The organism is Phycicoccus sp. M110.8 (genome assembly GCF_032464895.1).
Lineage (GTDB): Bacteria > Actinomycetota > Actinomycetes > Actinomycetales > Dermatophilaceae > Pedococcus.
In genome coordinates, this window is the sequence record NZ_JAWDIC010000001.1 from 291,239 (window position 1) to 313,821 (window position 22,583).

The 22,583-nt window shown below is 71.4% G+C and carries 18 protein-coding genes and 1 riboswitch; of the genes, 4 read left to right on the forward strand and 14 right to left on the reverse strand.

Features of this window, described 5'->3' with window-relative positions:
- Positions 1 to 14 precede the first annotated feature (14 nt).
- The 3 genes from RKE38_RS01430 to rpsO form a co-directional block, all read right to left on the reverse strand.
- On the reverse strand, positions 15 to 2,081 hold the full coding sequence (locus tag RKE38_RS01430; RefSeq protein ID WP_316005682.1) for a DUF6077 domain-containing protein: 2,067 nt from the start codon (positions 2,079 to 2,081) through the stop codon (positions 15 to 17).
- Between the two features lie 125 nt (positions 2,082 to 2,206).
- The gene (locus tag RKE38_RS01435) at positions 2,207 to 4,621 is read right to left on the reverse strand and encodes a polyribonucleotide nucleotidyltransferase (protein WP_316005683.1); all 2,415 of its coding nucleotides are present in this window, start codon (positions 4,619 to 4,621) and stop codon (positions 2,207 to 2,209) included.
- A 160-nt stretch (positions 4,622 to 4,781) separates the two neighbouring features.
- Positions 4,782 to 5,051 carry a 30S ribosomal protein S15 gene (gene rpsO / locus RKE38_RS01440; protein ID WP_310148318.1) on the reverse strand — a complete coding sequence of 90 codons (270 nt, stop codon included), beginning with the start codon at positions 5,049 to 5,051 and terminating at the stop codon, positions 4,782 to 4,784.
- Between the two features lie 257 nt (positions 5,052 to 5,308).
- On the opposite strand from rpsO, the gene RKE38_RS01445 reads away from it, so the two are divergent.
- A complete protein-coding gene (locus RKE38_RS01445) occupies positions 5,309 to 7,462 on the forward strand; it encodes an acyltransferase family protein (RefSeq protein ID WP_410055418.1) in 2,154 nt (717 codons plus the stop codon).
- Positions 7,463 to 7,521: 59 nt separating this feature from the next.
- Here the strand turns inward: RKE38_RS01445 and RKE38_RS01450 are convergent, their stop codons facing one another.
- From RKE38_RS01450 to RKE38_RS01475, 6 genes are all read right to left on the reverse strand, one after another.
- The gene (locus RKE38_RS01450; RefSeq protein ID WP_316005685.1) at positions 7,522 to 8,463 is read right to left on the reverse strand and encodes an N-acetylglucosamine kinase; all 942 of its coding nucleotides are present in this window, start codon (positions 8,461 to 8,463) and stop codon (positions 7,522 to 7,524) included.
- Positions 8,460 to 9,269, reverse strand: coding sequence for an SIS domain-containing protein (locus RKE38_RS01455; RefSeq protein ID WP_316005686.1), 810 nt, complete (start codon positions 9,267 to 9,269; stop codon positions 8,460 to 8,462). The genes RKE38_RS01450 and RKE38_RS01455 overlap by 4 nt, the downstream gene beginning before the upstream one ends.
- Positions 9,266 to 10,480, reverse strand: coding sequence for an acyltransferase (locus RKE38_RS01460; protein ID WP_316005687.1), 1,215 nt, complete (start codon positions 10,478 to 10,480; stop codon positions 9,266 to 9,268). Before RKE38_RS01460 ends, RKE38_RS01455 begins: the two co-directional genes overlap by 4 nt.
- The gene (locus RKE38_RS01465; RefSeq protein ID WP_316005688.1) at positions 10,390 to 10,971 is read right to left on the reverse strand and encodes a GNAT family protein; all 582 of its coding nucleotides are present in this window, start codon (positions 10,969 to 10,971) and stop codon (positions 10,390 to 10,392) included. The genes RKE38_RS01460 and RKE38_RS01465 overlap by 91 nt, the downstream gene beginning before the upstream one ends.
- Positions 10,972 to 11,040: 69 nt before the next feature.
- Positions 11,041 to 12,438, reverse strand: a complete 1,398-nt coding sequence (gene lpdA / locus RKE38_RS01470) for a dihydrolipoyl dehydrogenase (protein ID WP_316005689.1) — start codon at positions 12,436 to 12,438, stop codon at positions 11,041 to 11,043.
- Between the two features lie 49 nt (positions 12,439 to 12,487).
- Positions 12,488 to 13,759, reverse strand: a complete 1,272-nt coding sequence (locus RKE38_RS01475; RefSeq protein WP_316005690.1) for an MFS transporter — start codon at positions 13,757 to 13,759, stop codon at positions 12,488 to 12,490.
- A 67-nt stretch (positions 13,760 to 13,826) separates the two neighbouring features.
- On the opposite strand from RKE38_RS01475, the gene RKE38_RS01480 reads away from it, so the two are divergent.
- Positions 13,827 to 14,348 (forward strand): MarR family transcriptional regulator, encoded by a 522-nt coding sequence (locus RKE38_RS01480; RefSeq protein WP_316005691.1) that lies wholly within the window; start codon positions 13,827 to 13,829, stop codon positions 14,346 to 14,348.
- Positions 14,349 to 14,381: 33 nt separating this feature from the next.
- On the opposite strand, the gene ndk is transcribed toward RKE38_RS01480, so the two are convergent.
- The 3 genes from ndk to RKE38_RS01495 are packed head-to-tail and all read right to left on the reverse strand — an operon-like array spanning position 14,382 to position 15,380.
- A complete protein-coding gene (ndk, locus tag RKE38_RS01485; RefSeq protein ID WP_316005692.1) occupies positions 14,382 to 14,816 on the reverse strand; it encodes a nucleoside-diphosphate kinase in 435 nt (144 codons plus the stop codon).
- A 10-nt stretch (positions 14,817 to 14,826) separates the two neighbouring features.
- Positions 14,827 to 15,231 (reverse strand): DUF4233 domain-containing protein, encoded by a 405-nt coding sequence (locus tag RKE38_RS01490; protein WP_316005693.1) that lies wholly within the window; start codon positions 15,229 to 15,231, stop codon positions 14,827 to 14,829.
- The gene (locus RKE38_RS01495) at positions 15,228 to 15,380 is read right to left on the reverse strand and encodes a hypothetical protein (RefSeq protein ID WP_316005694.1); all 153 of its coding nucleotides are present in this window, start codon (positions 15,378 to 15,380) and stop codon (positions 15,228 to 15,230) included. Before RKE38_RS01495 ends, RKE38_RS01490 begins: the two co-directional genes overlap by 4 nt.
- A gap of 82 nt (positions 15,381 to 15,462) precedes the next feature.
- Here RKE38_RS01495 and RKE38_RS01500 point away from each other — a divergent pair, with 82 nt between their 5' ends.
- The gene (locus RKE38_RS01500) at positions 15,463 to 16,290 is read left to right on the forward strand and encodes a sugar phosphate isomerase/epimerase (RefSeq protein ID WP_316005695.1); all 828 of its coding nucleotides are present in this window, start codon (positions 15,463 to 15,465) and stop codon (positions 16,288 to 16,290) included.
- Positions 16,287 to 17,279 carry a hydroxyacid dehydrogenase gene (locus RKE38_RS01505; protein ID WP_316005696.1) on the forward strand — a complete coding sequence of 331 codons (993 nt, stop codon included), beginning with the start codon at positions 16,287 to 16,289 and terminating at the stop codon, positions 17,277 to 17,279. Before RKE38_RS01500 ends, RKE38_RS01505 begins: the two co-directional genes overlap by 4 nt.
- Before the next feature lies 1 nt (position 17,280).
- Here the strand turns inward: RKE38_RS01505 and RKE38_RS01510 are convergent, their stop codons facing one another.
- The gene (locus tag RKE38_RS01510) at positions 17,281 to 18,696 is read right to left on the reverse strand and encodes a folylpolyglutamate synthase/dihydrofolate synthase family protein (protein ID WP_316005697.1); all 1,416 of its coding nucleotides are present in this window, start codon (positions 18,694 to 18,696) and stop codon (positions 17,281 to 17,283) included.
- A complete protein-coding gene (gene ileS / locus RKE38_RS01515) occupies positions 18,696 to 22,055 on the reverse strand; it encodes an isoleucine--tRNA ligase (protein WP_316007574.1) in 3,360 nt (1,119 codons plus the stop codon). The genes RKE38_RS01510 and ileS overlap by 1 nt, the downstream gene beginning before the upstream one ends.
- Before the next feature lie 361 nt (positions 22,056 to 22,416).
- A riboswitch (cobalamin riboswitch) is annotated at positions 22,417 to 22,485 on the forward strand.
- Positions 22,486 to 22,583: the final 98 nt, after the last annotated feature.

Consider the following 22,583-nt stretch of genomic DNA (forward strand, 5'->3'; position numbering starts at 1 on the left):
GAGTGAGCAAGCGCTCAGCCGGGCCGGCGGAAGCACAGGAAGTCCGGTCCCGCCGGCTCCGACTTCCACCCGAGTTTCCGCATCTCGGCGCGATAGGTGGGTTGGGCGCCGTCCAAGCACACGAGGGTGACGTGCAGCATGTCCAGATGAGTGCCGAAGGTCCGCGGAACCTTGGGGGGCTGCACAGCCATCGTGCGGCTCAGGATGGTCCGCGACTGGTGCACAAGAGCAGGCTCCTCGAGTGACTGGAGGAAGAAGCGTCGTGGGTCCACTGCGTGGAGGCGGGTAGTCGTCAGGGCTAGCGCGGCCATGGTCTCGCTAGGTGCCAGGACCGTACCTCGTCCAGGATAGAGCCGCACCATCTCAGCAGCCCGATCGAGCGAGGCAACCGGGAACTTCCACTGGGGATGCGGCATGAGGGGGGCAGGGCCGTCCCGCACCCAGATCAGCGCCCCGACGGACACGATGGTGCTGACGAGCGCGATCGGCACCCCGCCCCTCAGGAGGGCGACGGCCGATCTGCGCAGGCGGCTCCCCTCCAGCTGCCAGACGTCCCAGAGACCGGTGCCCAGCAGACCCACGAGGACGGGGAGCGGTGCGAGCCAGGCGAGCCGCCACAGGACCGGTCCAGCGCCCGTGAGCTCGTTGAACAGCTCGGGCATGAAGGGCGCCAGCGCCACGACCAGGGACACCGCGCCTGCCGCTGCCACGACTCGAGCCGCGCCGCTGCGGGCACACCACGGGCCCACGACAAGGGCGACGAGTCCGAGTGTCCCCCACCAGCCGTGCCCGATGACGTTGTAGAAGGCCTGGTCTGCCGTGCGCAGGATGGCCCCGAAGGATTGGTCGTGCGTCATCCTCGACACGACCACGCCCGTCCCTATCGGATAGGCGGCGAGCAGTGCGACACCCGCGAAACCGCGGTTGCGGCACGCCGCCAGAGCGGCGCAGATGCCCAGAACCAGGGGCGGCAGCAGGAAGACAGCCGAGGACGTCAGGCCCACACCGGCTGCGCCGACCAGGAACAGCAGACCGAGGTCCCACGGGTTTCGCTCACGTGCCCACCGGGTGGCGACGACGTACAGGAAGGGCAGCAGGGCACAGAGGAAGACCACCTTGCCCTGCCAGATAGCACGAATGAAGATCGAGCTCAGTGCAGTGCTGCCGTGTGCCCCCGGGGCCATGTTCATGCCCCATGCGAGATATGCCGCCGTACCGGCGAAGGCGACAACGGCCGGGCCTCGACTCCACGACCGCACCAGCCACCACATCACCCAGACTGCAGCCGTTGCTGCGACCAGAGGCGTGAGGACGTAGGCCCCCGTACCGCCGCTGAACCCCAGGGCATGCCCCCAGGCGCCCTGGAGCACCTCGATGGACTGCACCGGAACGGTGCCGGCGCCGCGCAACGCCGGCAGCGCCTGGTCGCTGTAGACGGTGTCCCGCAGTGGGATCACGCCGCGCTCTGCGACGAAGACCGCCTTGTTCACGTAGAACACGTCGTCGTAGGAGACGTTGCGCAGGTAGAGACTGACCACAGCAGCCCCCACCCCTACGACCAAGGCAGCCAGGCTGCCGACCACCGCGACCCATGACGTGGTCCCCCGACCAGGCTGGGCGCGCCTCAGCCGGGGTTGGACAACCGCCGCGGCGACGAGCGGCACCAGCCCGCCCACGGCCAGTGCCCAGCCAACCGGGTAGACCGCCGGCGTCTGTGGTGCGAGGACGACTGCCGCCGCTATGAGCAGCGCTGCGCCCAGCAGGAACAGGACGGCGACGAGTCGGCTCGCACGGCTGGACGGCGTCTCGATGACCACTCTGCGGTGTCGTCGCCACACCCAAGGGGAGAGGCCGGCGGTCGCCGCGGCGCTGACCACCAGCAGCGGGGTGGTGGACAAGTGTCGCGTCCAGCAGGCGAGGTGATACGCCACGGTCCACAGCCCGAAGAACCAGAAGCCGAGCTCCACGATGGGGTCGACCACCCGGTCGATGGGCGACCGAGGTACCGGCACCTGCCCGATGGGCTGCAGCTTCGCCGTGGATGCGCCGACATCCGGATCGTCCTTACCCGCATCGGGCATGGGTCATCCTCGCTTCCCCCGCGCGCCTGTGTTCAGCATAGCCATCACCCTCGGGCGCACACGCCGACCGCAGCGGGCTGGCACACCGCATCGGGTGCCAGCCCGCCGAACGGGTGGTGCGTGCGTCAGCCCGCGGCGTCCTCGGAGGTCGCGGGAGCCGCTGCGGGCTCCTCGCCACCCTCGGCGGAGTCGCCACGGCCGCGACGACGGCGGTTGCGGCTGCGACCACTCTCGCGGCGCTCGCCCCGGTCCTCGGAGCGGCCCTCGCCACCCTCGGAGCCGGACTCGTCGTCGCCGGCGCCCGAGGCGTCGGACCCGGCGGCCTCGGAGGAGGCGTCGCCGCCCTCACCCTCCGGGAGCACCGCGGCGAGCGAGAGCTTGCCGCGCGGGTCGATCTCCTTGAGCTCGACCTGGACCTTCTGGCCCACGGCCAGGACGTCCTCGACGGCGTCGATCCGCTTGCCGCCGACGAGCTTGCGCACCTCGGAGATGTGCAGCAGGCCGTCCTTGCCGGGCAGCAGGGAGATGAACGCACCGAACGTGGTGGTCTTGACGACGGTCCCGAGGAACCGCTCGCCGATCTCCGGCATCTGCGGGTTCGCGATGGCGTTGACCATGGCGCGAGCCGCCTCCGCCGACGGGCCGTCGGTGGCGCCGATGTAGACCGTGCCGTCGTCCTCGATCGAGATGTCGGCGCCGGTCTCGTCCTGGATCTGGTTGATCATCTTGCCCTTCGGTCCGATGACCTCGCCGATCTTGTCGACCGGGACCTGCACGCTGATGACGCGAGGAGCGAAGGGGCTCATCTCGTCGGGCGTGTCGATGGCCTCGTTCATGACGTCGAGGATGTGCAGGCGGGCGTCACGGGCCTGGGTCAGCGCGCCGGCCAGCACCGAGGCGGGAATGCCGTCGAGCTTGGTGTCGAGCTGGATGGCCGTGACGAACTCGCGCGTGCCGGCGACCTTGAAGTCCATGTCGCCGAACGCATCCTCGGCACCGAGGATGTCGGTGAGCGCGGCGTACTGCGTCTCGCCGTCGACCTCGTCGGACACCAGGCCCATCGCGATGCCGGCGACCGGGGCGCGCAGCGGCACACCGGCGTTCAGCAGCGACAGGGTGCTGGCGCAGACCGAGCCCATGGACGTCGAGCCGTTGGAGCCGAGGGCCTCGGACACCTGGCGGATCGCGTAGGGGAACTCCTCGCGCGTCGGCAGCACGGGCATGAGCGCCCGCTCGGCGAGCGCGCCGTGGCCGATCTCGCGGCGCTTGGGCGAGCCCACGCGACCGGTCTCACCGGTGGAGAACGGCGGGAAGTTGTAGTTGTGCATGTAGCGCTTGCGCGTCACCGGGGAGAGGGTGTCGAGCTGCTGCTCCATGCGGAGCATGTTCAGGGTGGTGACACCCATGATCTGGGTCTCGCCGCGCTCGAACAGCGCCGAGCCGTGCACGCGCGGCAGGACCTCGACCTCGGCGCCCAGGGCGCGGATGTCGGCGAGGCCACGGCCGTCGATGCGGACCTTGTCGCGCAGGATGCGCTGGCGGATGAGCTTCTTCTGCACGGAGCGGTATGCCGCGGAGACTTCCTTCTCCCGGCCCTCGAACTCCTTGCCCTCACCGGCGAGGGACTCCTTGGCGGCGTCCTTGATCTCGTCGATGCGCTCCTCGCGCTCCTGCTTGCCGGCGATGGTCAGCGCCTGCGCCAGGTCGGCGGAGGTCGCGGCCTCGACCGCGGCGTACACGTCGTCCTCGTAGTCGAGGAAGATCGGGAACTCCTGGACGGGCTTGGCGGCCTTGCTCGCCAGCTCGGCCTGCGCCTCGCACAGGACGCGGATGAACTTCTTGGCGGCCTCGAGGCCCTCGGCCACGACCTCCTCGGTCGGGGCCTGCTTGCCCTCGTTCCTGACCAGGTCCCAGGTGGACTCGGTGGACTCCGCCTCGACCATCATGATGGCCACGTCGTCGCCCGCGATGCGGCCGGCGACGACCATGTCGAACGTCGAGCGCTCGATGTCGCTGAAGTTCGGGAAGGCGACCCACTGGCCGTCGATGAGGCTGACCCGGACGCCACCGACCGGGCCGCTGAACGGCAGGCCCGAGATCTGCGTCGAGGCGCTGGCCGCGTTGATGGCGAGCACGTCGTACTGGTGGTCGGGGTTGAGCGCCAGGACCGTGATGACGACCTGGACCTCGTTGCGCAGGCCCTTGGTGAAGGTCGGGCGCAGCGGCCGGTCGATCAGGCGGCAGGTGAGGATGGCGTCGGTCGACGGGCGACCCTCACGACGGAAGAACGAGCCGGGGATCTTGCCCGCGGCGTACATCCGCTCCTCGACGTCGACGGTCAGGGGGAAGAAGTCGAAACCCTCGCGCGGGTGCTTCCCGGCGGTGGTGGTGGAGAGGAGCATCGTGTCCTCGTCCAGGTATGCGGCGACGGCGCCGCCGGCCTGCTTGGCCAGTCGTCCGGTCTCGAACCGGACCGTGCGGGTGCCGAACGAGCCGTTGTCGATGGTGGCTTCGGCGATGGTGATCTCTGGACCCTCCATGGGCCCTCCGTTCTGTTCTCTCAGCGAACCTCGCGCATCGTCGTTGTGCGCGGGCTTCCTTCTGTGTGCGGCTCCGCAGCTCGTGCGGGACCGCCCTCCCGTATTCAGTTGTCCATGCGAAAGGGACGGCCCCCGTGTGGAGACCGTCCCAGTCGGATGCTTATCGGCGCAGGCCGAGGCGCTTGATCAGCGAGCGGTAGCGCTCGATGTCGACGCTCTCCAGGTAACGCAGGAGGCGGCGGCGACGGCCCACGAGGAGCAGGAGCCCGCGGCGGCTGTGGTGGTCGTGCTTGTGCGTCCGCGAGTGCTCGGTGAGGTCCTTGATGCGCTGCGTGAGCAGGGCGATCTGCACCTCCGGCGAGCCGGTGTCGCCCTCGGCGGTGGCGTACTCGGCCATGATCTTCTTCTTGACGTCGGCGTCCAACGACATGGGGCGACACTCTCCTTCTCAGGGTTGTTGCGCGGTGCGCCGGGGCTTGTCCCACCGGGCTCTCTCGATCCGCGGCCGTTCTACGGCAGTGCTCAGGCTACCAGCGGGCGCTCCACGCCCCTAATTGCACAGGGGCGCGTCGAGAGTGCCGATTTTCCAGGGTGAGGGCGCTCGACTAGCCTGCGTGGGCGTCCTTGCCCCGCCTTGAGCGCACCGGGGGGATCATGGTCCCACGTCCCCAGGAGAGAGAACACGTAGTGGTCGAGTCTCGATCCATTGCCGTTTCCGCGACTACAGGCGCCGGGGGTTCCCCTACGTCGAGCGTCAGAAGGCGCCCCGTTGCGACCCCAGACCGGACCCGGCTCGACATCCAGGGGCTGCGGGCCTTCGCGGTGACGGTGGTCTTGCTGTACCACTTCTGGCCGCGACGGCTCACCGGCGGCTACGTCGGCGTGGACGTGTTCTTCGTGATCTCCGGATTCCTGATCTCCTCGCACCTGTTCCGGTCGCCCCCCACCGACCTCCGCGGCCTGGCGGCGTTTTGGGCCAGGCGGGTCCGCCGATTGCTGCCCGCCGCCACGGTCGTGCTTCTCTGCACCCTCGTCGCGGCGGTCGCGTGGCTTCCGCAGACCCAGCTCCCCCAGGTGGCACGCGAGCTGGCTGCCGCGGCCCTGTACAGCGAGAACTGGGTCCTCGCGCACTCCGCGACCGACTACCTTGCGGCCGAGTCCGCGCCGAGCCCGGTGCAGCACTACTGGTCACTGTCGGTCGAGGAGCAGTACTACCTGTTCTGGCCGATCCTCATCTTCTTGCTGTATCGCCTCTCGTCGGTCCGCGCGACGCGGCGACGCGGCGACAAGTCGCCCACGCCGTGGCTGGCGGCAGGCTTGGGCGCCGTCTTCGTCTCGTCGCTGGGCGCCTCCATCCACCTCACCTCGACCAACCCTCCCGCGGCCTACTTCGTGACCCACACCCGCGTGTGGGAGCTCGCCCTCGGGGCCCTGGTCGCCCTCGCACTCCATACGGGATGGCGGGTTCCCGGAGCCCCCCTCCGGGCGGCTGCAGCGTGGGCGGGCCTGGGCCTCATGACGTGGGCGTGCCTGACCTTCACGCAGGCCACCGCGTTCCCCGGGGCGGCCGCCCTCGTGCCGACCGTCGGCACCGCGCTGGTGCTGGCGGCCGACGGCGATGGCGTGGCCTGGTCACCTTCCGGGCTCCTCGGGCTGCGACCGAGCCAGCGGCTCGGTGACGTGTCCTACTCGGTCTACCTCTGGCACTGGCCCGTGGTCGTCATCGCCCCGGTCGCCCTGGGACGCACCCTCACGTGGCCGGTGAAGCTGGTCCTCGTCGCACTGGTCCTGGTCGTCGCGGCCCTGTCCAAGGTTTACGTGGAGGACACCGTGCGCCGCGCGCCCACGCTGGTGCGAAGCCTCCCCCGCAGCTTCGCCGTGGCTGCCGTCAGCATCTCCCTGGTGGTCGCGTCCAGCGTGGCCACGGTGGCGTGGACGGACGCGCGACAGGCCGCGGACCGGGCCGCGCTCCACGCAGCGCTGTCCGACACGACCTGCCTCGGTGCCGCAGCCCTGCGCAACAAGGGGTGCGCGCCCATCCAGGGCCGCAAGCTGCTGAACAGCCCGTCGGTGGCGCGTGACGACAAGCCCGGTGTCTATGCGGACGACTGCTGGTCGAACAACCCGTTCACCCGACACCGGGTCTGCACCTACGGCGACAGCGGAGGAAAGACCAGGGTCGCCCTCTTGGGCAACTCGCATGCCGGTCACTGGCAGCCGGCGCTCGACCCCCTGGCACGGGAGCGGCACTGGAGGTTGGACACCTACCTCGTGTCGCAGTGCTACACGGTCACGATCCCCATCGATCTCAAACCGGCTGCCCTGAGCGGGAACTGCACGCGCTGGAACGAGTGGGCCATCGACTCGATCATCAAGGGTCGGTACGACCTCGTAGTGATGAGCAACCGAACGTGGCAGCCGTTGCGAGGGGTCGCCCGTGCAGACAAGCCCCGGGTGGCAGAGGCGGCGTACCGGGATGTCCTGAAGCGCTTCACCGACGCAGGCATCCGGGTCATGGTGATCCGGGACGTGCCGTCCGCCGTGACCGAGGCCCCGGACTGCGTCGCCCAGCACCTCAACGACGTCACCGCCTGCGACAACCCCGCCTCCAAGGCGCTGGAGTCTGATCCGCTGGCGGCTGCCTCGCGCGCAGACCGAACCGGTATGGTCACCACGCTCGACCTGACCGACCGATTCTGTCGTGCCGGCACGTGCCACCAGGTGATAGGCGGTCTGCTGGCCTACTTCGACCACGGTCACCTCACGGCCACCTTCACCCGGACCCTCGAGCCGGACATCGGCGCTGCCCTCGATAGAGTGATGGGTCCTCGACAGCCCTGAGCTCGACTGAAGGCTTGTCGGGCACCCCTGGGAGCGAGAGGAACAAGACGACCCCTCGGCTATCCCGGGCGCGTGAGAGTGGCGTGCAGCTCGGCAGGCAGCTCCTCGCCGAGGGTGCGCGCGGCGAGCCAGGCCGCTCCCCCGACGCCGGACCCACAGCGCGCGACCGGCGCACCCGGCCACCGCGCCGCGATGCGCGCCTCCACCAGGCCACGCAGCCGTGCCGTCCCGAGCATGCCGCCGCCGAGGACCACGACGCTCGAGTCACCCTCGTCGCGCACCTGGCCCAGCGTCGTGACCAGCTCGTCCGCCGCCGCCTCGAGGATCGCCGCCGCGGCCGGTGACCCGGCCTCCGCGCACTCGACGACCACCCGCGCCAGCTCGGAGATCCGCACCGGCTCCACGGCATACGCGGCGCCGACGACGGCCTGGCGGTCCACCTCCGCGCGGCCGGTGAGGTGCTGCGCCACCGCCTCGGCGAGCGGGTCGCCGGGCGTCGCGACGGGTGCACACGCGTGCCGCACGGCCGCGCGCCCGATCCAGAAGCCCGAGCCGTGGTCACCGAGCAGCCAGCCGAGGCCGTCGGCCACCCGCCCGGCGTGCCCTCCCACGAACTCCCCGGCGATCGCACCGGTGCCGCTGATGAGCACCGAGCCGTCGGGGTCAGGCGTCCCCGAGGCGAACGCCACGTCGATGTCGCCGATGAGCACGGGCCCCCCGGGAAGCCCCAGCTCGTGCCAGACCTGCCGCAGCGCCTCGTGCGCACCGGTCTCCGAGCCGAAGCCCGCAGCGCCGATGACGTTGCCCCGCACCAGCGACCGGTCCACGCCCTCGAGCGCCTGCTCGAGCGCCGACCGGATCGCCGCCATGGCGGGCCCGACCCCTCGCGAGATCGGGTTGCCGCCACCCGCCAGCCCCGTGCCCACGACCCTCCCGGAGAGGTCGGCGACGAGCGCGCGGCTGCTCGTCCCGCCGACGTCCATGCCGGCGACGAGGGTCACAGCACGCGGCGGAGGCGACCGGCGTACCGCGCCTCGAGCGCGTTGTTGTGCTCGTCCCCCTCCGGGATGTTCGCCGACAGGTAGACCGGCGGGGTCACGCCACGCGCGACCAGCCGCGACAGGGTCTCGGCCACCATCATCTGCGCCAGCAGCGCGGCCGTGATCGAGGACAGGCCGCAGGCCGTCCCGCCACCGGGCAGCGGCAGCACCGCGTCGCCGTACGGCGCCCCGTTGTCGAGCACGATGTCCGCCACCTCGAACAGCCGCAGCCCGCTGGGGTGGCGCGAGGTCACCTGGGTGGTGTGCGCGAGCGACGTGACGGCGATGAGCGGGTGGCCCTTCTCCTTCACCAGGCGCGCGAACTCGACGATGCTGCCGTTGCCGCCGGAGTTGGAGGCGATCAGGAACACGTCCTGCGGCTGCGCGTCCAAGGCCAGGTCGTAGATGTGCCGGGCGAGGGAGGGGTCACGCTCGAGCAGCCCGGCCCGCTCCGGGTCCGTTGCCGCACCCTCCGCCCCGGCGGCGGCCACCGCGTCGCGCAGCGCCAGCCGGTTGGTGGGGATGAAGCCGCCGGCGCGCCCCGCGATCTCCATCGCGAACGCCTCGGAGTGCCCCGTCCCGAACGCCTGGAGGACACCGTTGCCGGCGACGCAGTCCGCCATGAGGTCGGCGGCGGCGGCGATGGCGGCCGCCTGCGAGCTCGCGACGGCGGAGATGGCCTGTGCGGCGACCGAGGCGAATGCCGCGCCGCTCAGCTCGGAACCGGCGGGCACCTCGGCGGGCACGGGGTCGATCGTGGGAGTCATGCGGGGATCCTTTCGTGTGGTGTCACCGTATCCGTCGGACTGGTCGTGGGACCCGGCGTCCGGGCGTGCAGGAGCCGGCGGGCCGGTCGCTCGACGAGCACGTGCATGCCCCAGGCGGCTGCCCCGAGCACGAGCGCGATCGCGACGACGGCGAGCCCGGCGGACCACCACGCGCCCTGCCCCCACTCGCGCAGGGCCGACACGACGCCGCGCAGCAGGTAGTGCGTCATGTAGAGGCAGTAGGACGCCTCACCCGCCACGACCATCCACGGCGTCGACAGCCACCGCGCCAGCAGTCCCTGGGACGCCGCGACGACCGCCACGACAAGTCCCAGCGCGGGAGCCGCCCAGTAGTCGCCCGCGGAGGCCGCGGGCACCAGGGCCAGCACCACCGGGACGACCAGGAGCCAGGGCGCGAGCCGCCCGAGGCGCAGTCCGCCGCGCACCCACGCGAGGCACAGGAAGGCACCGCCCACGAACTCCCCCATGATCCGCACGTAGAACATGTGCTCGAGGTTGCCGTTGGGCAGGGCGAACACCGCGAACACCGCGAGCATCGCGGCATACGAGAGGGCGGCGCCGGCCAGCGCGGTGCGGGCGCGGACCACCCGGGCGAGCAGCACGAACATCACCGGCGCGGTCAGGTAGGCGAACCACTCCGAGCCGATCGACCAGGCAGGGCCGTTGAAGCTCGGCCGGTCGTGCCACCAGTTGTGCACGAGCAGGACGTTCTCGACGTAGGCGCCGGGGGTGCGCCGGTGGCCGTTCGCACCGATGCCGAGGGTGCCGACCAGCGCTGCCGTCACGAGGTCGATGTTGAGCGCCACGAAGTGGACCGGCCACACGCGCGCGAACCGGTTGCGGACGAACGACACCGAGGCGCCCCACGAGAACCGGCGCATGGAGTCGGCGTAGTTGTACGCGAGGATGAAGCCGCTGAGTGGGAAGAAGAGGTCGACCCCCAGGTACCCCGCGCGCAGCAGCGTGTCGGCCGGGGCGAGCCAGGGCAGCAGCGCCTCGACGTCGTCCCGGTAGTGGAACAGCACGACCCAGGCCGCGGCGAGCACGCGCAGCCCCGTGAGCGCCGGCAGCGCGGGTCGGCGCTGGCCGGCGACCGCCGTCAGTGGTCTCCCGCCTTGCTCTCCCGGGCGGCCCACTCGTCGGCGCGGACGGCATACACGGCCAGGTCGGTCCACTGGCCCTTGAACCACGAGCCCTGCTGGAAGTAGGCCTCGCGTCGCATCCCCAGCCGCTCGCAGATCCGGGCGGAGGCGTCGTTCTCGCCGTCGAGCTGGGCCCACACTCGGTGCACGCCCAGCTCGTCGAACGCCACCCGCACCAGCGCCTCCGCCGCTTCGGTCGCGTAGCCCATGCCCTGCATGTCGGGCGCCAGCACCCAGCCGATCTCCGCCTGCCGGCCGTCGTGGCCGTCGGGTCCGTCGAGGTGCAGCAGCACGTCCCCGATCACGCGGCCGTCGAGCTCGACGGCGAGGGTGCAGATGGGGTGGGAGGGCTCGATGCGACCGGCAGTGGCACGTTCGGCGACCATGTCCTGCACCTGCTCGAGCGTCTTCGGCTCGCCCGGGATGTACCGCACGACGTCCGGCACCGAGCGGTAGGCGAACACGTGCCGCTCGTCACCCGGCCGCAGGCTGCGCAGCACGAGGCGATCGGTCGTGATCGGGAGCCGCACGCGCGGCATACCTGCTCCTGCCTCCGGGCCTGCCCGGGACCACACGGTCCCCACGCCACCCGGACGGGTCGTCGCGGACTAGAGGTTGATCATGTGCCCGGCGATGCCCTCGATGGCCTCCTTGACCGCCTCGGACAGCGTCGGGTGGGCGAAGACGTTGCGGGCGACCTCGTCGGCGGTGAGGTCCCACTGCTGCGCCAGCGTCAGGGCCGGCAGCAGCTCGGTGACCTCGGGTCCGATGAGGTGGGCGCCGAGGAGCTCGTTGTGCTTGGCGTCGGCGACGATCTTGACGAAGCCCACGCCCTCGGCCATGCCGCGCGCCTTGCCGTTGGCCGAGAACGGGAACGACGCGGTCTTGACGTCGTAGCCGCGCTCCTTCGCCTGCTCCTCGGAGTACCCGAAGGAGGCGATCTGCGGCTGGCAGAACGTCGCCCGCGGGATCATGTCGAAGTTGATCTCCATGGTCTCGGCACCCGCGATCGTCTCGGCGGCGACGACACCCATGGCCTCGGCGGTGTGCGCCAGCATGAGCTTGCCGGTGACGTCGCCGATCGCGTAGACGTTCGGGACGTTGGTGCGGCCGCGCTCGTCGACGGCGATGGCACCGCGGTCGGTGACCTGCACACCGGTGGTCTCCAGGCCGTAGCCCTCGAGGCGCGGGGCGAACCCGATCGCCTGCAGGACCTTGTCGGTCTCGAGCACGGTCGACTCGCCACCGGCAGCCGGCGAGACGGTGACCTTGACCGTCTCGCCGCTGTCGTCGATCGACTCGACCTTGGTCGACAGCAGGACCTTCACGCCGAGCTTCTTGTACTGCTTGAGCAGCTCCTTGGACACGTCGGCGTCCTCGGTCGGCACCATGCGGTCGAGGAACTCGACGATGGTCACCTCGACCCCGAAGTTCTTCATGACATAGGCGAACTCGACACCGATGGCACCCGAGCCGGCGATCACGATCGACTCCGGCAGCTGGTCGGTGAGGATCTGCTCCTCGTAGGTCACCACGCGGTCGGAGAGCTTCGTGCCCGGGATGAGCCGGGTCGTGGCACCGGTCCCGATGATGAGGTTGTCGAACGTGATCGAGCGCCGCTCGCCGGACGTCAGCGCGACGTCCATCGAGGTCGGGCCGGTCAGGGTGCCCCAGCCCTCGAGCTCCTCGACCTTGTTCTTCTTCATGAGGTAGTGGACGCCCTTGGCGCTGGCCTCGGCGACCTTGCGGCTGCGCGAGTGCGTGACGCCGAAGTCCATCGTCGGGTCGCCGGAGATGCCGAACGTGGCCTTCTCCTGCGTGATGATGTGCGCGATCTCCGCGTTGCGCAGCAGCGCCTTGGAGGGGATGCAGCCGACGTTGAGGCAGACACCGCCCCAGTACTTCGACTCGACGATGCCCACCTTCTTCCCGAGCTGCGAAGCGCGGATCGCCGCGACGTACCCGCCGGGACCGGCACCGAGGACAACGACGTCGAAGTCAGCCATGACGGCAAGCCTACTGACTCGCCGCGGACTCGCCGCCGAGGGTTCCCCCTCAGGCGGCGAGGGCCGCCTCGCGCGCCGGCTCTGCGACCGGGCGGCGTGCCCGCAGCACGGCCCGCAGGCGCCAGGCGCCGAAGACGGCCAGCAGGCTGATGCCGACGTGGACGCCCACGAAGACGCTGCCGAGACCAGCCCCCAGCAGGAGCCCCGCCACGAGCGGGCCGACCGCGGAGAACCCGGTCTGCAGGGCCGTGAACAGCCCGAGAGTCGTGCCCACCAGCCCGGAGGGCGCCAAGCTGGCCGTCAGCGGGTTGAGCACCGGCGCGTACATCGTCTCGCCCACCGCGAAGATCCCGAAGGTCGTGACGAACAGGGTCGCGGCCAGCTCGGGGGACGAGCCCGCGACGAGGGAGGCGCCCGCGAGCACCAGCCACGACAGCGTCCAGATGGCGCCGACGGCGATGAGCAGGGCCGGGCCGCTGCGGCGGGCGGTGAGCCGGACGACGACCATCTGCAGGGCGATGATGACGACGCAGTTCACCGCGGCCGCGAGGCCGATGGTGGTCTCGCGCACGTCCAGGACCGTGAGGGCGTATGCCGGGAGCCCGGACTCGAACTGGGCGTAGAACCCCAGCGCGAGCGTGACCGTGACCAGGGCCGTCCAGCGCAGGGCGGGCACGGCCCAGATGAGCCGCCACGCCTGGCGCACGCCCGGCGAGCGCACCGGCTGCTCGAGCGTGGCGTCGGCCACCGGCTGGGACTCCACGCTCCCCCAGCGACGGGCACCGGCGAGCAGGATGAGCGCCGCAGAGACGACGAACCCGGCGGCAGCGGTCGCGAAGGCAGGCCACATTCCCGACTCGCGGTGCAGGTCCACGACGTAGCCCGCGGCGAACGCACCGACGGCCATGCCGAGCGACTGGCCCGTGAACTGCCAGGCGAACACCTTGCGGCGGTTGCCGCCACCGACCCAGCGGAGCACGAGCACGGACTGCGCCGGGGCCGCGGCGGTGATGCCGAGGCCGAAGACGAACATGCCGGTCAGGAACGCCGCCGGCGAGCCCGCGAACCCGAGCCCGACCGCACCGGCCGCCGCCACGACCTTGGCGGCGACGGCCACCAGCACGGGCGAGACCCGGTCGGCCAGGCGCCCGCCCAAGGGTGCCGCGAGCAGGGCGCCCACGGAGAACAGGCTCGAGGCCGCGGCCGCGGCGAACGAGCCCCAGCCGCGCGTCGAGGCGGCATACGCGTACTGGTAGGGCAGGACGGTGCCCCAGCCGAGCATGGCGACGGCGGAGGCGACGATGAGGAGACGGGCACGCATGGCAGGGTCAACACTTCTTCGATAACGAATATTTCGAAATCGAAATTTACCATGCCATGATGCCGCCATGACAGCGAGGTCGCGGCGCAGGCGCACCGCCCAGGAGCAGTACCGCGAGGCCGTGGCGAGCTACGTCGCGGCCGGCGGCGAGGAGTCCGTGCAGCGGGTCATCACGGCCGTCAGCTCGCTCAGCCGCAAGCTGGACCAGTGGTACACGCGCCAGCTCGCCGACCTCGACCTGTCCCACGGCGAGTGGTCGGTCATCGCGCTCCTGGCGACCTCAGAGGGGCAGCCGGTGACGCCCACCAAGCTCGCGGACGCAGGCAACGTGGCCGCGTCCTCGATGACCCACCGGCTCGACAAGATGACCGAGCGCGGGCTGGTGCGCCGCTCCCCCGACCCGGAGAACCGCACCCGCGTCCTCGTCGAGCTCACCACGCAGGGGTGGGAGCTGTTCGAGGCCGCGGTGCGCGAGGCCAACGTCGTCGAGTCCGACGTCTTGGCCCCCCTCACGCGCGAGGAGCGCGACCAGCTGGCCGCGCTCCTCGAGGTCGTGATCGCCGGGCTCGACGAGGTCGACCCGACCTGACGGCCGCCGTCGGGCGGCCGCGGTGGGCTCGGCTCAGGCGCCGAGCTCCGGGAACCAGATCGCGATCTCGCGCTGGGCCGACTCGGGCGAGTCCGAGCCGTGGACGATGTTCTTCTGGACCTTCTCGCCCCAGTCGCGCCCGAGGTCGCCACGGATCGAGCCCGGTGCGGCCTCGGTCGGGTTGGTGGCACCGGCGAGCGAGCGGAAGCCGGGGATGCAGCCCTGGCCCTCGATGACGGCTGCGGTCACCGGACCGCTGCTCATGAACTCCACCAGCGGCTCGTAGAACGGCTTGCCCTCGTGCTCGGCGTAGTGGGCGGCCAGCATGTCGCGGGTGGGGGTGGTCACCGCGAGCGCGACCAGGGTGTACCCCTTGGCCTCGATGCGGCGCAGCACCTCCCCGGTGAGGCCGCGGGCGTACCCGTCGGGCTTGACCAGGACCAGGGAACGTTCGATCTGCGTCGTCACGCGCGCCAGCCTACCGAGCGGCGGAGTCGGCCCCTGCCACGCGGTCCCGCTCGGCGACCTGGCGCTCGACGCGGTGGCACAGGACCAGCGAGCCGACCCACAGCACCGTGAAGATGAGGCCGACACCGAGCATCGCCGGCACGACCACCGCGCTCACGAACGTCAGGACCTGGATGAGCCACCCGAGGGTCACCCCCCAGGGCCGGCGCATCGCACCGGCGGCGAGGAAGCACAGGACGGCCAGCCCGATGCCCACCCAGAGCCAGGCGTGCGCGTTGCCGTCCCCCTGCGCGAGCCCGACACCGCGGGCCACCAGCGCGCCGAGGAAGACGACGACGCCCTGGCCGCCGAGCACCGTCGCGAGCATTCGCCAGGTGAACTTCCCGAGGCTGCCGTAGAAGACGATGCCCTTCACCGTCGGCCGCGCCCGTTCTCGCGCCACCGCACGAGCAGGAGGAACGCCACCACCACGAGCAGCACGACGACGAGCACCTTCATGCGACGAGGGTATGCCGTGTGCCGGGCGCCCGTGCGCGGCGGCCCGTCGGGGCAGGCCCTGTGCACGGCGCGCCGTCCGGTCGGGCCCCGTGCGCGGCCGCCCGTCCGGGCGGGCCCCCGCTCCCAGCACACCCGGTAGGTTGCCCGGGTGCGCTGGCCCCTCGCCGTGTCGAGCCTCGGAATGCCGGAGGCCGACCTGCCCACGTTCCTCGGCCTGGCGGCGCGCCACGCCTGCACCGGGGTCGAGCTGCGGGCCGCGCCGGACCAGTCCGTCCGCGTCGGCCTCTCCCCCGCCGACCGGGCGTCGGTGCGGACCGCCCTGGCCGACCACGGTCTCACCGCCCTCGACGTGTCCTCCTACGTGCGGGTCTGCCCGCCCGGCGACGACGACGCCGTGGTCGAGGACCTGCGGGCGCACCTGCGGCTGGCCGCCGACATCGGGGCGCTCGGGGTGCGGGTCTTCCCGGGCGGGGTGGGCGACGGCCACGACGACGAGCGCGCCCGGCGGCGCTTGCGCTCCGTCCAGGGCGAGGCGCGCGGCCTCGGCGTCGACCTCCTCGTGGAGACGCACGACAGCCACCCCACCGGGTCAGCCGTCGCCCGCCTGCTGGACCCGCTGCCGGAGGCCGGGGCGGTCTGGGACGTCCTGCACACCTGGCGCGCGGGCGAGGCACCGGCCGAGGCGGTGGCGGCCCTCGGGCCGCGGCTGCGGCTCGTCCAGGTCAAGGACGCCGCCGGACCCGCGACGGGGGACCCGCTCACGCTGCCCGGCGAGGGCGCGCTGCCCGTCGCCGACGTCCTCGCCGCCCTTGCCGGGGGCGGGTATGCCGGCTGGCTGAGCCTGGAGTGGGAGCGGCCCTGGTCGCCGGAGCTGCCCGACCTCGACGCCGCCCTGGCCGTCACGCGACCGTGGCTCGACGCTGCGGAGTCCGCCTGTGCCGGCGACCCACGAACCGACCGGAGGGGACCGGCATGACGACGGCGAGACCACGCGTGGCGTTCGGGATGCAGGACGGGCTGCGTGAGCGGCTCTTCACTCCCACGGCGCTGGGGAGGCTGGCATCCATTGCTGATGCCGGCGACGAGGTGTGGGCCGGGGCGGCGCCACCCCGTGACGCCGAGATCCTCGTCACCGGGTGGGGCTGCCCGCCGCTGGAGGCGACGGCGCTGGACGCCATGCCGTCGTTGCGGGCCGTGGTCCACTGCGCCGGGTCCGTCAAGCACCACGTCACCGATGCCGCCTGGCAGCGCGGCGTCGAGGTGTCAAGCGCGACCGCGGCCAACGCGCTGCCGGTCGCCGAGTACACGCTCGCGGTGGTCCTGCTCGCGGGCAAGGCGGTGCTGGAGGTCGCCGAGGAGTTCCGGCGCACCCGCTCGGCGATCGACTGGTCCACCCGGTTCCCCACCATCGGGAACGTCGGCAAGCGGGTCGGCATCGTCGGCGCCTCGACCATCGGGCGTCGCGTGATCGAGCTGCTGCGCCCGTTCGACCTCGAGGTGGTCGTGGCCGACCCCTACCTCGACGACTCGGGTGCCGCCGCCCTGGGCGTCACGCGCGTCGAGCTGGACGAGCTCGTCGCGACGAGCGACGTCGTCTCGCTGCACGCCCCCGACCTGCCTGAGACCCGGCACCTGCTGGACCGGCACCGGCTGGCGTCGATGCGTCCCGGCGCCACCCTGGTCAACACCGCACGCGGCGCGCTGGTGGACACCGAGGCCCTCACCGAGGTGGTGCTGGCCGGGCGGATCAGCGCCGTGCTGGACGTGACCGACCCTGAGCCGCTGCCGGCCGACTCACCGCTGTGGGACCACCCGCGGGTGCTGCTGACCCCGCACGTGGCCGGGTCGCTCGGCACCGAGCTCACCCGGCTCGGCGACGTCGCGGTCGCCGAGCTCGAGCGGTTCGCGGCCGGGCAGCCGTTCGCGCACCCGGTGCGTCGCGAGGAGCTCGACCGCCGCGCCTGAGTCAGACCTCGGTGGTCCCGAGCAGCATCCGGACCTCGGCGGCCGTGGTGACCGACCCGGTGGCGAGGACGCCCCCGGAGACACCGCCCTCGTCGGCGAGGCCGGCGGCGGTGTCGAGCGCGTCGGGCAGGTTCCGCACGACCGTCACCCGCCCCTCCCCGAAGATGTCGACCGCCACCTCGCCGAGGTCGTCGGGGTCCATCGCCCGGGGAGACGTCGTGCGGGACACGACGACGTGGTCGAGCACGGGCTCGAGCACCTCGAGGATCTCGGTGGCGTCCTTGTCCTTGAGGATCGCGATGACACCCACCAGCCGCGCGAAGTTGAACGACTGCTCCAGCGCCTGGCGCAGGGCGACCGCGCCGGCCGGGTTGTGCGCGGCGTCGACGACGACGGTCGGCGACCGGCGCACGACCTCGAGGCGCCCGGGCGAGGCAGCCTTGGCGAGTGCGGAGCGCACGACGTCGGGGTCGAGCCTCGTCTCGCCACCGCCGACGAACGCCTCGACGGCCGCGACGGCGGTCATGGCGTTCTGCATCTGGTGCGGGCCGAACAGGGGCAGGAACAGGTCGTCGTAGTCGCCGGCGAGGCCCTGCATGGAGAACTGCTGCCCGCCGACCGCCACGTCGCTCGCCTTGAAGCCGAAGTCGACGCCCTCGACGGCGAGGCGTGCCCCCACCTCGAGCGCGCGCTCGCGCAGGATCTCGACGACCTCGGCGTGCGGCTGCAGGGCCGACACGGCGATCGCGCCCTCCTTGATGATCCCGGACTTCTCGGTGGCGATGAGCTCGACCGTGTCCCCGAGGAAGTGCTGGTGGTCCAGGTCCACCGGCGTGACCACGGCGACGGACCCGTCGGCGACGTTGGTCGCGTCCCAGCGACCGCCCATCCCCACCTCGACGACCGCGACGTCGACGGGCGCGTCGGCGAACGCGGCATACGCCACTGCCACGAGCACCTCGAAGTAGGTCATCCGCGGGCCACCATCGGCGACCGACCGGGCGTCGACCATCTCGATGAACGGGATGACCTCGTCGTAGGCGGCGAGGAACTTCTCCGCGCTGATCGGCTGGCCCGACAACGCGATCCGCTCACGCATCGAGTGCAGGTGCGGGGAGGTGAACCGGCCCGTCTTGAGCCCCATCTCCAGCAGCAGGGTCTCGACCAGCCGGGTGGTCGAGGTCTTGCCGTTGGTGCCGGTGAGGTGGATGACGGGGTAGCCGCGCTGGGGGTCGCCGAGCAGCTCCATCACGGCGGCGATGCGGTCCAGGCTCGGCTCGAGGTCGTGCTCGGGCGCCCGGGCGAGGATCGCCTCCTCGACCTCGCGCATCCGCTTGGTGACCTCCAGGTTGTGCGCGGCCTCCCGCTGGGCGGCGTCGGGGCGACCGGATCGTCCAGGGTTCGTCGAGCCGGCCATCAGAGCTTCATCACCTTGATGCGCACGGGCTCGCCGTCGCCGACGACCGCCTCCGCCACGTCGCTGCGCTGCGGGAGCGCGTCGAGCTGGGGCGCCGAGCCGAACTGGCTGGCCAGCGTCTCCTCCACGATGAGCGCCTGGTGCGCGACCGTCGCCTCCCACACCGCCTGCGAACCGGTGACCGTCAGCGAGATCCGGTCGGACACCTCGAGTCCCGCGTCGCGGCGTGCCTGCTGGACCGCGCGGACCACGTCCCGGGCCATGCCCTCCTGGGCGAGCTCGGGGGTCACCTCGGTGTCGAGGACGACGAAACCACCACCGGGCAGCATCGCCGTCGCCGTCGACCCGCCCTGGGCGTCGTCGACGACGGTCTCGAGCGTGTACTCGCCCTCGACCAGCTCGAGGCCACCGGAGGTCACGGTCCCGTCGGCCGCGACGGACCAGTCGCCGGACTTGCTGCCCTTGATCGCCTGCTGCACGTCGCGGCCCAGCCGCGGACCTGCGGCCCGGGCGTTGACGGTGAGCTTCTGCGAGATGCCGAAGTCGGCCTCACTCGCCTCGCTGATGTCGCGCAGGACGACCTCGCGGACGTTGACCTCGTCGGCCACGATCGCGCCGAAGTCCTTGAGCGACAACGCATCCGGCACGACGACCGTCAGCCGTGCGAGCGGGAGCCGCACCCGCAGGCCACCGGCCTTACGCAGGGACGACGCCACCGAGCAGATCTCGCGGGCCCGGTCCATGCCGGCGACCAGCGCGTGGTCCGACGGCAGGTCGGACGCCTCGGGCCAGTCGGTGAGGTGCACCGAGCGGCCGCCGGTCAGTCCGCGCCAGACCTCCTCGGTGACCAGCGGCAGCAGCGGCGCCGTCACCCGGGACACCACCTCGAGCGCCGTGTAGAGCGTGTCGAACGCCTGCTCGGCCCCGCCGCCACCGGCCTGGCCACCGGTGTCCCAGAACCGCTCCCGGGAGCGCCGCACGTACCAGTTGGTCAGCACGTCGACGAAGCCGCGCGTGGTCTCGCACGCGCTCGCGACCTCGTACGCGTCGAGCTGGCTGGTCATCGTCTCGACGTACTCGCGCAGCTTGGCGAGCAGGTACCGGTCGAGCGGGTCGGTCGAGGCGGTCGACCACTTGGCGGCATACCCCTCACCACCACGGAAGGCGTTGGCGTACAACGAGAAGAAGTACCAGGTGTTCCACAGGGGGATGATCACCTGGCGCACGCCGTCACGGATCCCCTGCTCGGTGACGACGAGGTTGCCGCCGCGCAGGATCGGGCTCGACATGAGGAACCAGCGCATCGCGTCGGCCCCGTCGCGGTCGAACACCTCGCGCACGTCGGGGTAGTTGCGAAGCGACTTGCTCATCTTCTGGCCGTCGGAGCCCAGGACGATGCCGTGGCAGATGACCGAGCTGAACGCCGGCCGGTCGAACAGCGCAGTGGCCAGGATGTGCAACGTGTAGAACCAGCCGCGCGTCTGGCCGATGTACTCCACGATGAAGTCGGCCGGGAAGTGGTGCTCGAACCACGCGGCGTTGTCGAACGGGTAGTGCACCTGCGCGTAGCTCATCGACCCGGAGTCGAACCACACGTCGAGGACGTCCTCGACCCGGCGCATCGTCGACTGCCCCGTCGGGTCGTCGGGGTTCGGTCGGGTCAGCTCGTCGACGAACGGGCGGTGCAGGTCGACCTCGCCGTCGGCGTTGCGGGGCAGCCGGCCGAAGTCGCGCTCGAGCTCCTCGAACGAGCCGTAGACGTCGATCCGCGGGTACTGCGGGTCGTCCGAGCGCCACACCGGCACGGGGCTCCCCCAGAACCGGTTGCGGGTGATCGACCAGTCGCGGGCGTTCTCCAGCCACTTGCCGAACTGGCCGTGCTTGGTGTGCTCCGGGGTCCAGGCGATCTGCTCGTTGAGCTCGAGCATCCGCTCCTTGAACCTGGTCACCTCGACGAACCAGCTCGAGACGGCCTTGTAGATCAGCGGCTGCCGGCACCGCCAGCAGTGCGGGTAGGAGTGCGCGTAGGACTCACGGCGCAGCAGCACCGTGCCCTCGGTGACGGCGCCGTACAGCTCGCGACGCACGGCGTCCTCGTCCTGGCCGTCGGCGGCCACGACCGCCTCCGGCGGGACGTTCGTGCGGTTCTTGAGGTGCTCGATGATCGGGGCGTTCGCGTCGAAGACGAGCATGCCCTCGTACTCGCTCACCGGGTAGGTGAAGCACCCGTCGGGCCCGACCGGCATGACCGGCTCGATCCCCTCGCGGTCGGTGACGACCTTGTCGTCCTCACCGAAGGCCCCGGCGCTGTGCACCAGGCCGGTGCCGTCGCTGGTCGTGACGAAGTCCGCCTCGACGACACGGTGGGCGTTCTCGTGGCCCTCGTAGTAGGAGAACGGCGGCGTGTAGGAGCGACCCAGCAGGTCGCGGCCGGTGAGGCGCTCGACGACGTACGGCTGCACGTCGGCCTTCGGGTCGCCGAACAGCTCGCGGGCGTACGCCTGCAGCCGCTCGGCGCCGATGACGTACCGCTCCGTGCGACCGGTCGGGACGTCGGTCTCGACCACGACGTAGTCGATGTCGGGGTGGACCATGACCGCGAGGTTGCTCGGGAGGGTCCACGGCGTGGTCGTCCACACCAGGGCCAGCTCGCCGGTCTCGAGCCGCACGCCGACGGTCACGGCCGGGTCCTGGCGGACCTGGTAGACGTCGTCGTCCATCCGCAGCTCGTGGTTCGACAGCGGCGTCTGGTCGTTCCAGCAGTAGGGCAGGACGCGGAAGCCCTCGTAGACTAGGCCCTTGTCGTGCAGCGACTTGAACGCCCACATCACCGACTCCATGTAGTCGGGGTTGAGCGTCTTGTAGTCGTGGTCAAAGTCGACCCAGCGGGCCTGGCGGGTCACGTAGTCGCGCCACTCGTCGGTGTACTTGAGCACCGAGCTGCGGCAGGCCGCATTGAACTTCTCGATGCCGAGCTCGACGATCTCGTCCTTGGTCTTGATGCCGAGCTGGCTCATCGCCTCGAGCTCGGCGGGCAGGCCGTGGGTGTCCCAGCCGAACCGGCGCTCGACCCGGCGCCCGCGCATCGTCTGGTAGCGCGGGATGAGGTCCTTGACGTAGCCGGTCAGGAGGTGGCCGTAGTGCGGCAGCCCGTTGGCGAACGGGGGTCCGTCGTAGAAGACGAACTCGTTGTCGCCGTCCTCGCCGGCCGGGCGGTTCTCGACCGACGCCTGGAAGGTGCCGTCCTCGTCCCAGTAGCGCAGGATGCGCTCCTCGATCTCGGGGAAGCGCGGGGAGGCGGGAACGCCCGCGGTGGCGGGCTGGTCGGCGCTGTCGCTGGAGACCTTCGGGTAGGCCATGGGGTCCGGGTCCTTCGTGGTCGTCGCTCGTGGTGTCACGAGGACGACGTCGCCGGGACTCCCCGGCGCCACCGCGGTACCACCTCGCTTGCCGCAGCCGGTGCGCACCAGGTGCGCCCGCGGCGTACGACCGCTCTTGCCCAAGGCCGTGACGTGGCCCTGACGTCCGGTTCTAGTGAGCACCCCGCGGTATGCCGTGTGGTGCCGTTCTTCCGGAGGCTCGCCGGTGATGGCCGGGTCGACGCCTGTGCGGACAGTCTAGCCGCAGTGGTGGAGGTCTCGTCGCGGGCGTTCCAGCAGGTCGCGGGCCGGGTGTAGGGTGACGCCGTCGCCCTCGGGTGACACCACGACGCCTTTCCAGGGGAAGCCGGTCCGAGTCCGGCGCTGACCCGCAACCGTAGGCCACCGCGAGGTGGCGAGCCGGAATGCCTGGGAGCGCGGAGCGGCTCCATTTCCGTCGAGGTACGCGGGGCGGAGCCCGGACCCAGTCCGAGCTGCCCCCGGTTGTCCGCGCGAGCGCGGCACCGG

What these genes read in the sequence shown, in the direction of transcription:
- RKE38_RS01430 (WP_316005682.1), bottom strand. Translation starts at nt 2,081, where the DNA reads ATGCCCGATGCGGGTAAGGACGATCCGGATGTCGGCGCATCCACGGCG.
- RKE38_RS01435 (WP_316005683.1), bottom strand. Translation starts at nt 4,621, where the DNA reads ATGGAGGGTCCAGAGATCACCATCGCCGAAGCCACCATCGACAACGGC.
- rpsO (WP_310148318.1), bottom strand. Translation starts at nt 5,051, where the DNA reads ATGTCGTTGGACGCCGACGTCAAGAAGAAGATCATGGCCGAGTACGCC.
- RKE38_RS01455 (WP_316005686.1), bottom strand. Translation starts at nt 9,269, where the DNA reads ATGACTCCCACGATCGACCCCGTGCCCGCCGAGGTGCCCGCCGGTTCC.
- RKE38_RS01465 (WP_316005688.1), bottom strand. Translation starts at nt 10,971, where the DNA reads ATGCCGCGCGTGCGGCTCCCGATCACGACCGATCGCCTCGTGCTGCGC.
- lpdA (WP_316005689.1), bottom strand. Translation starts at nt 12,438, where the DNA reads ATGGCTGACTTCGACGTCGTTGTCCTCGGTGCCGGTCCCGGCGGGTAC.
- RKE38_RS01475 (WP_316005690.1), bottom strand. Translation starts at nt 13,759, where the DNA reads ATGCGTGCCCGTCTCCTCATCGTCGCCTCCGCCGTCGCCATGCTCGGC.
- RKE38_RS01480 (WP_316005691.1), top strand. Translation starts at nt 13,827, where the DNA reads ATGACAGCGAGGTCGCGGCGCAGGCGCACCGCCCAGGAGCAGTACCGC.
- RKE38_RS01505 (WP_316005696.1), top strand. Translation starts at nt 16,287, where the DNA reads ATGACGACGGCGAGACCACGCGTGGCGTTCGGGATGCAGGACGGGCTG.
- RKE38_RS01510 (WP_316005697.1), bottom strand. Translation starts at nt 18,696, where the DNA reads ATGGCCGGCTCGACGAACCCTGGACGATCCGGTCGCCCCGACGCCGCC.
- ileS (WP_316007574.1), bottom strand. Translation starts at nt 22,055, where the DNA reads ATGGCCTACCCGAAGGTCTCCAGCGACAGCGCCGACCAGCCCGCCACC.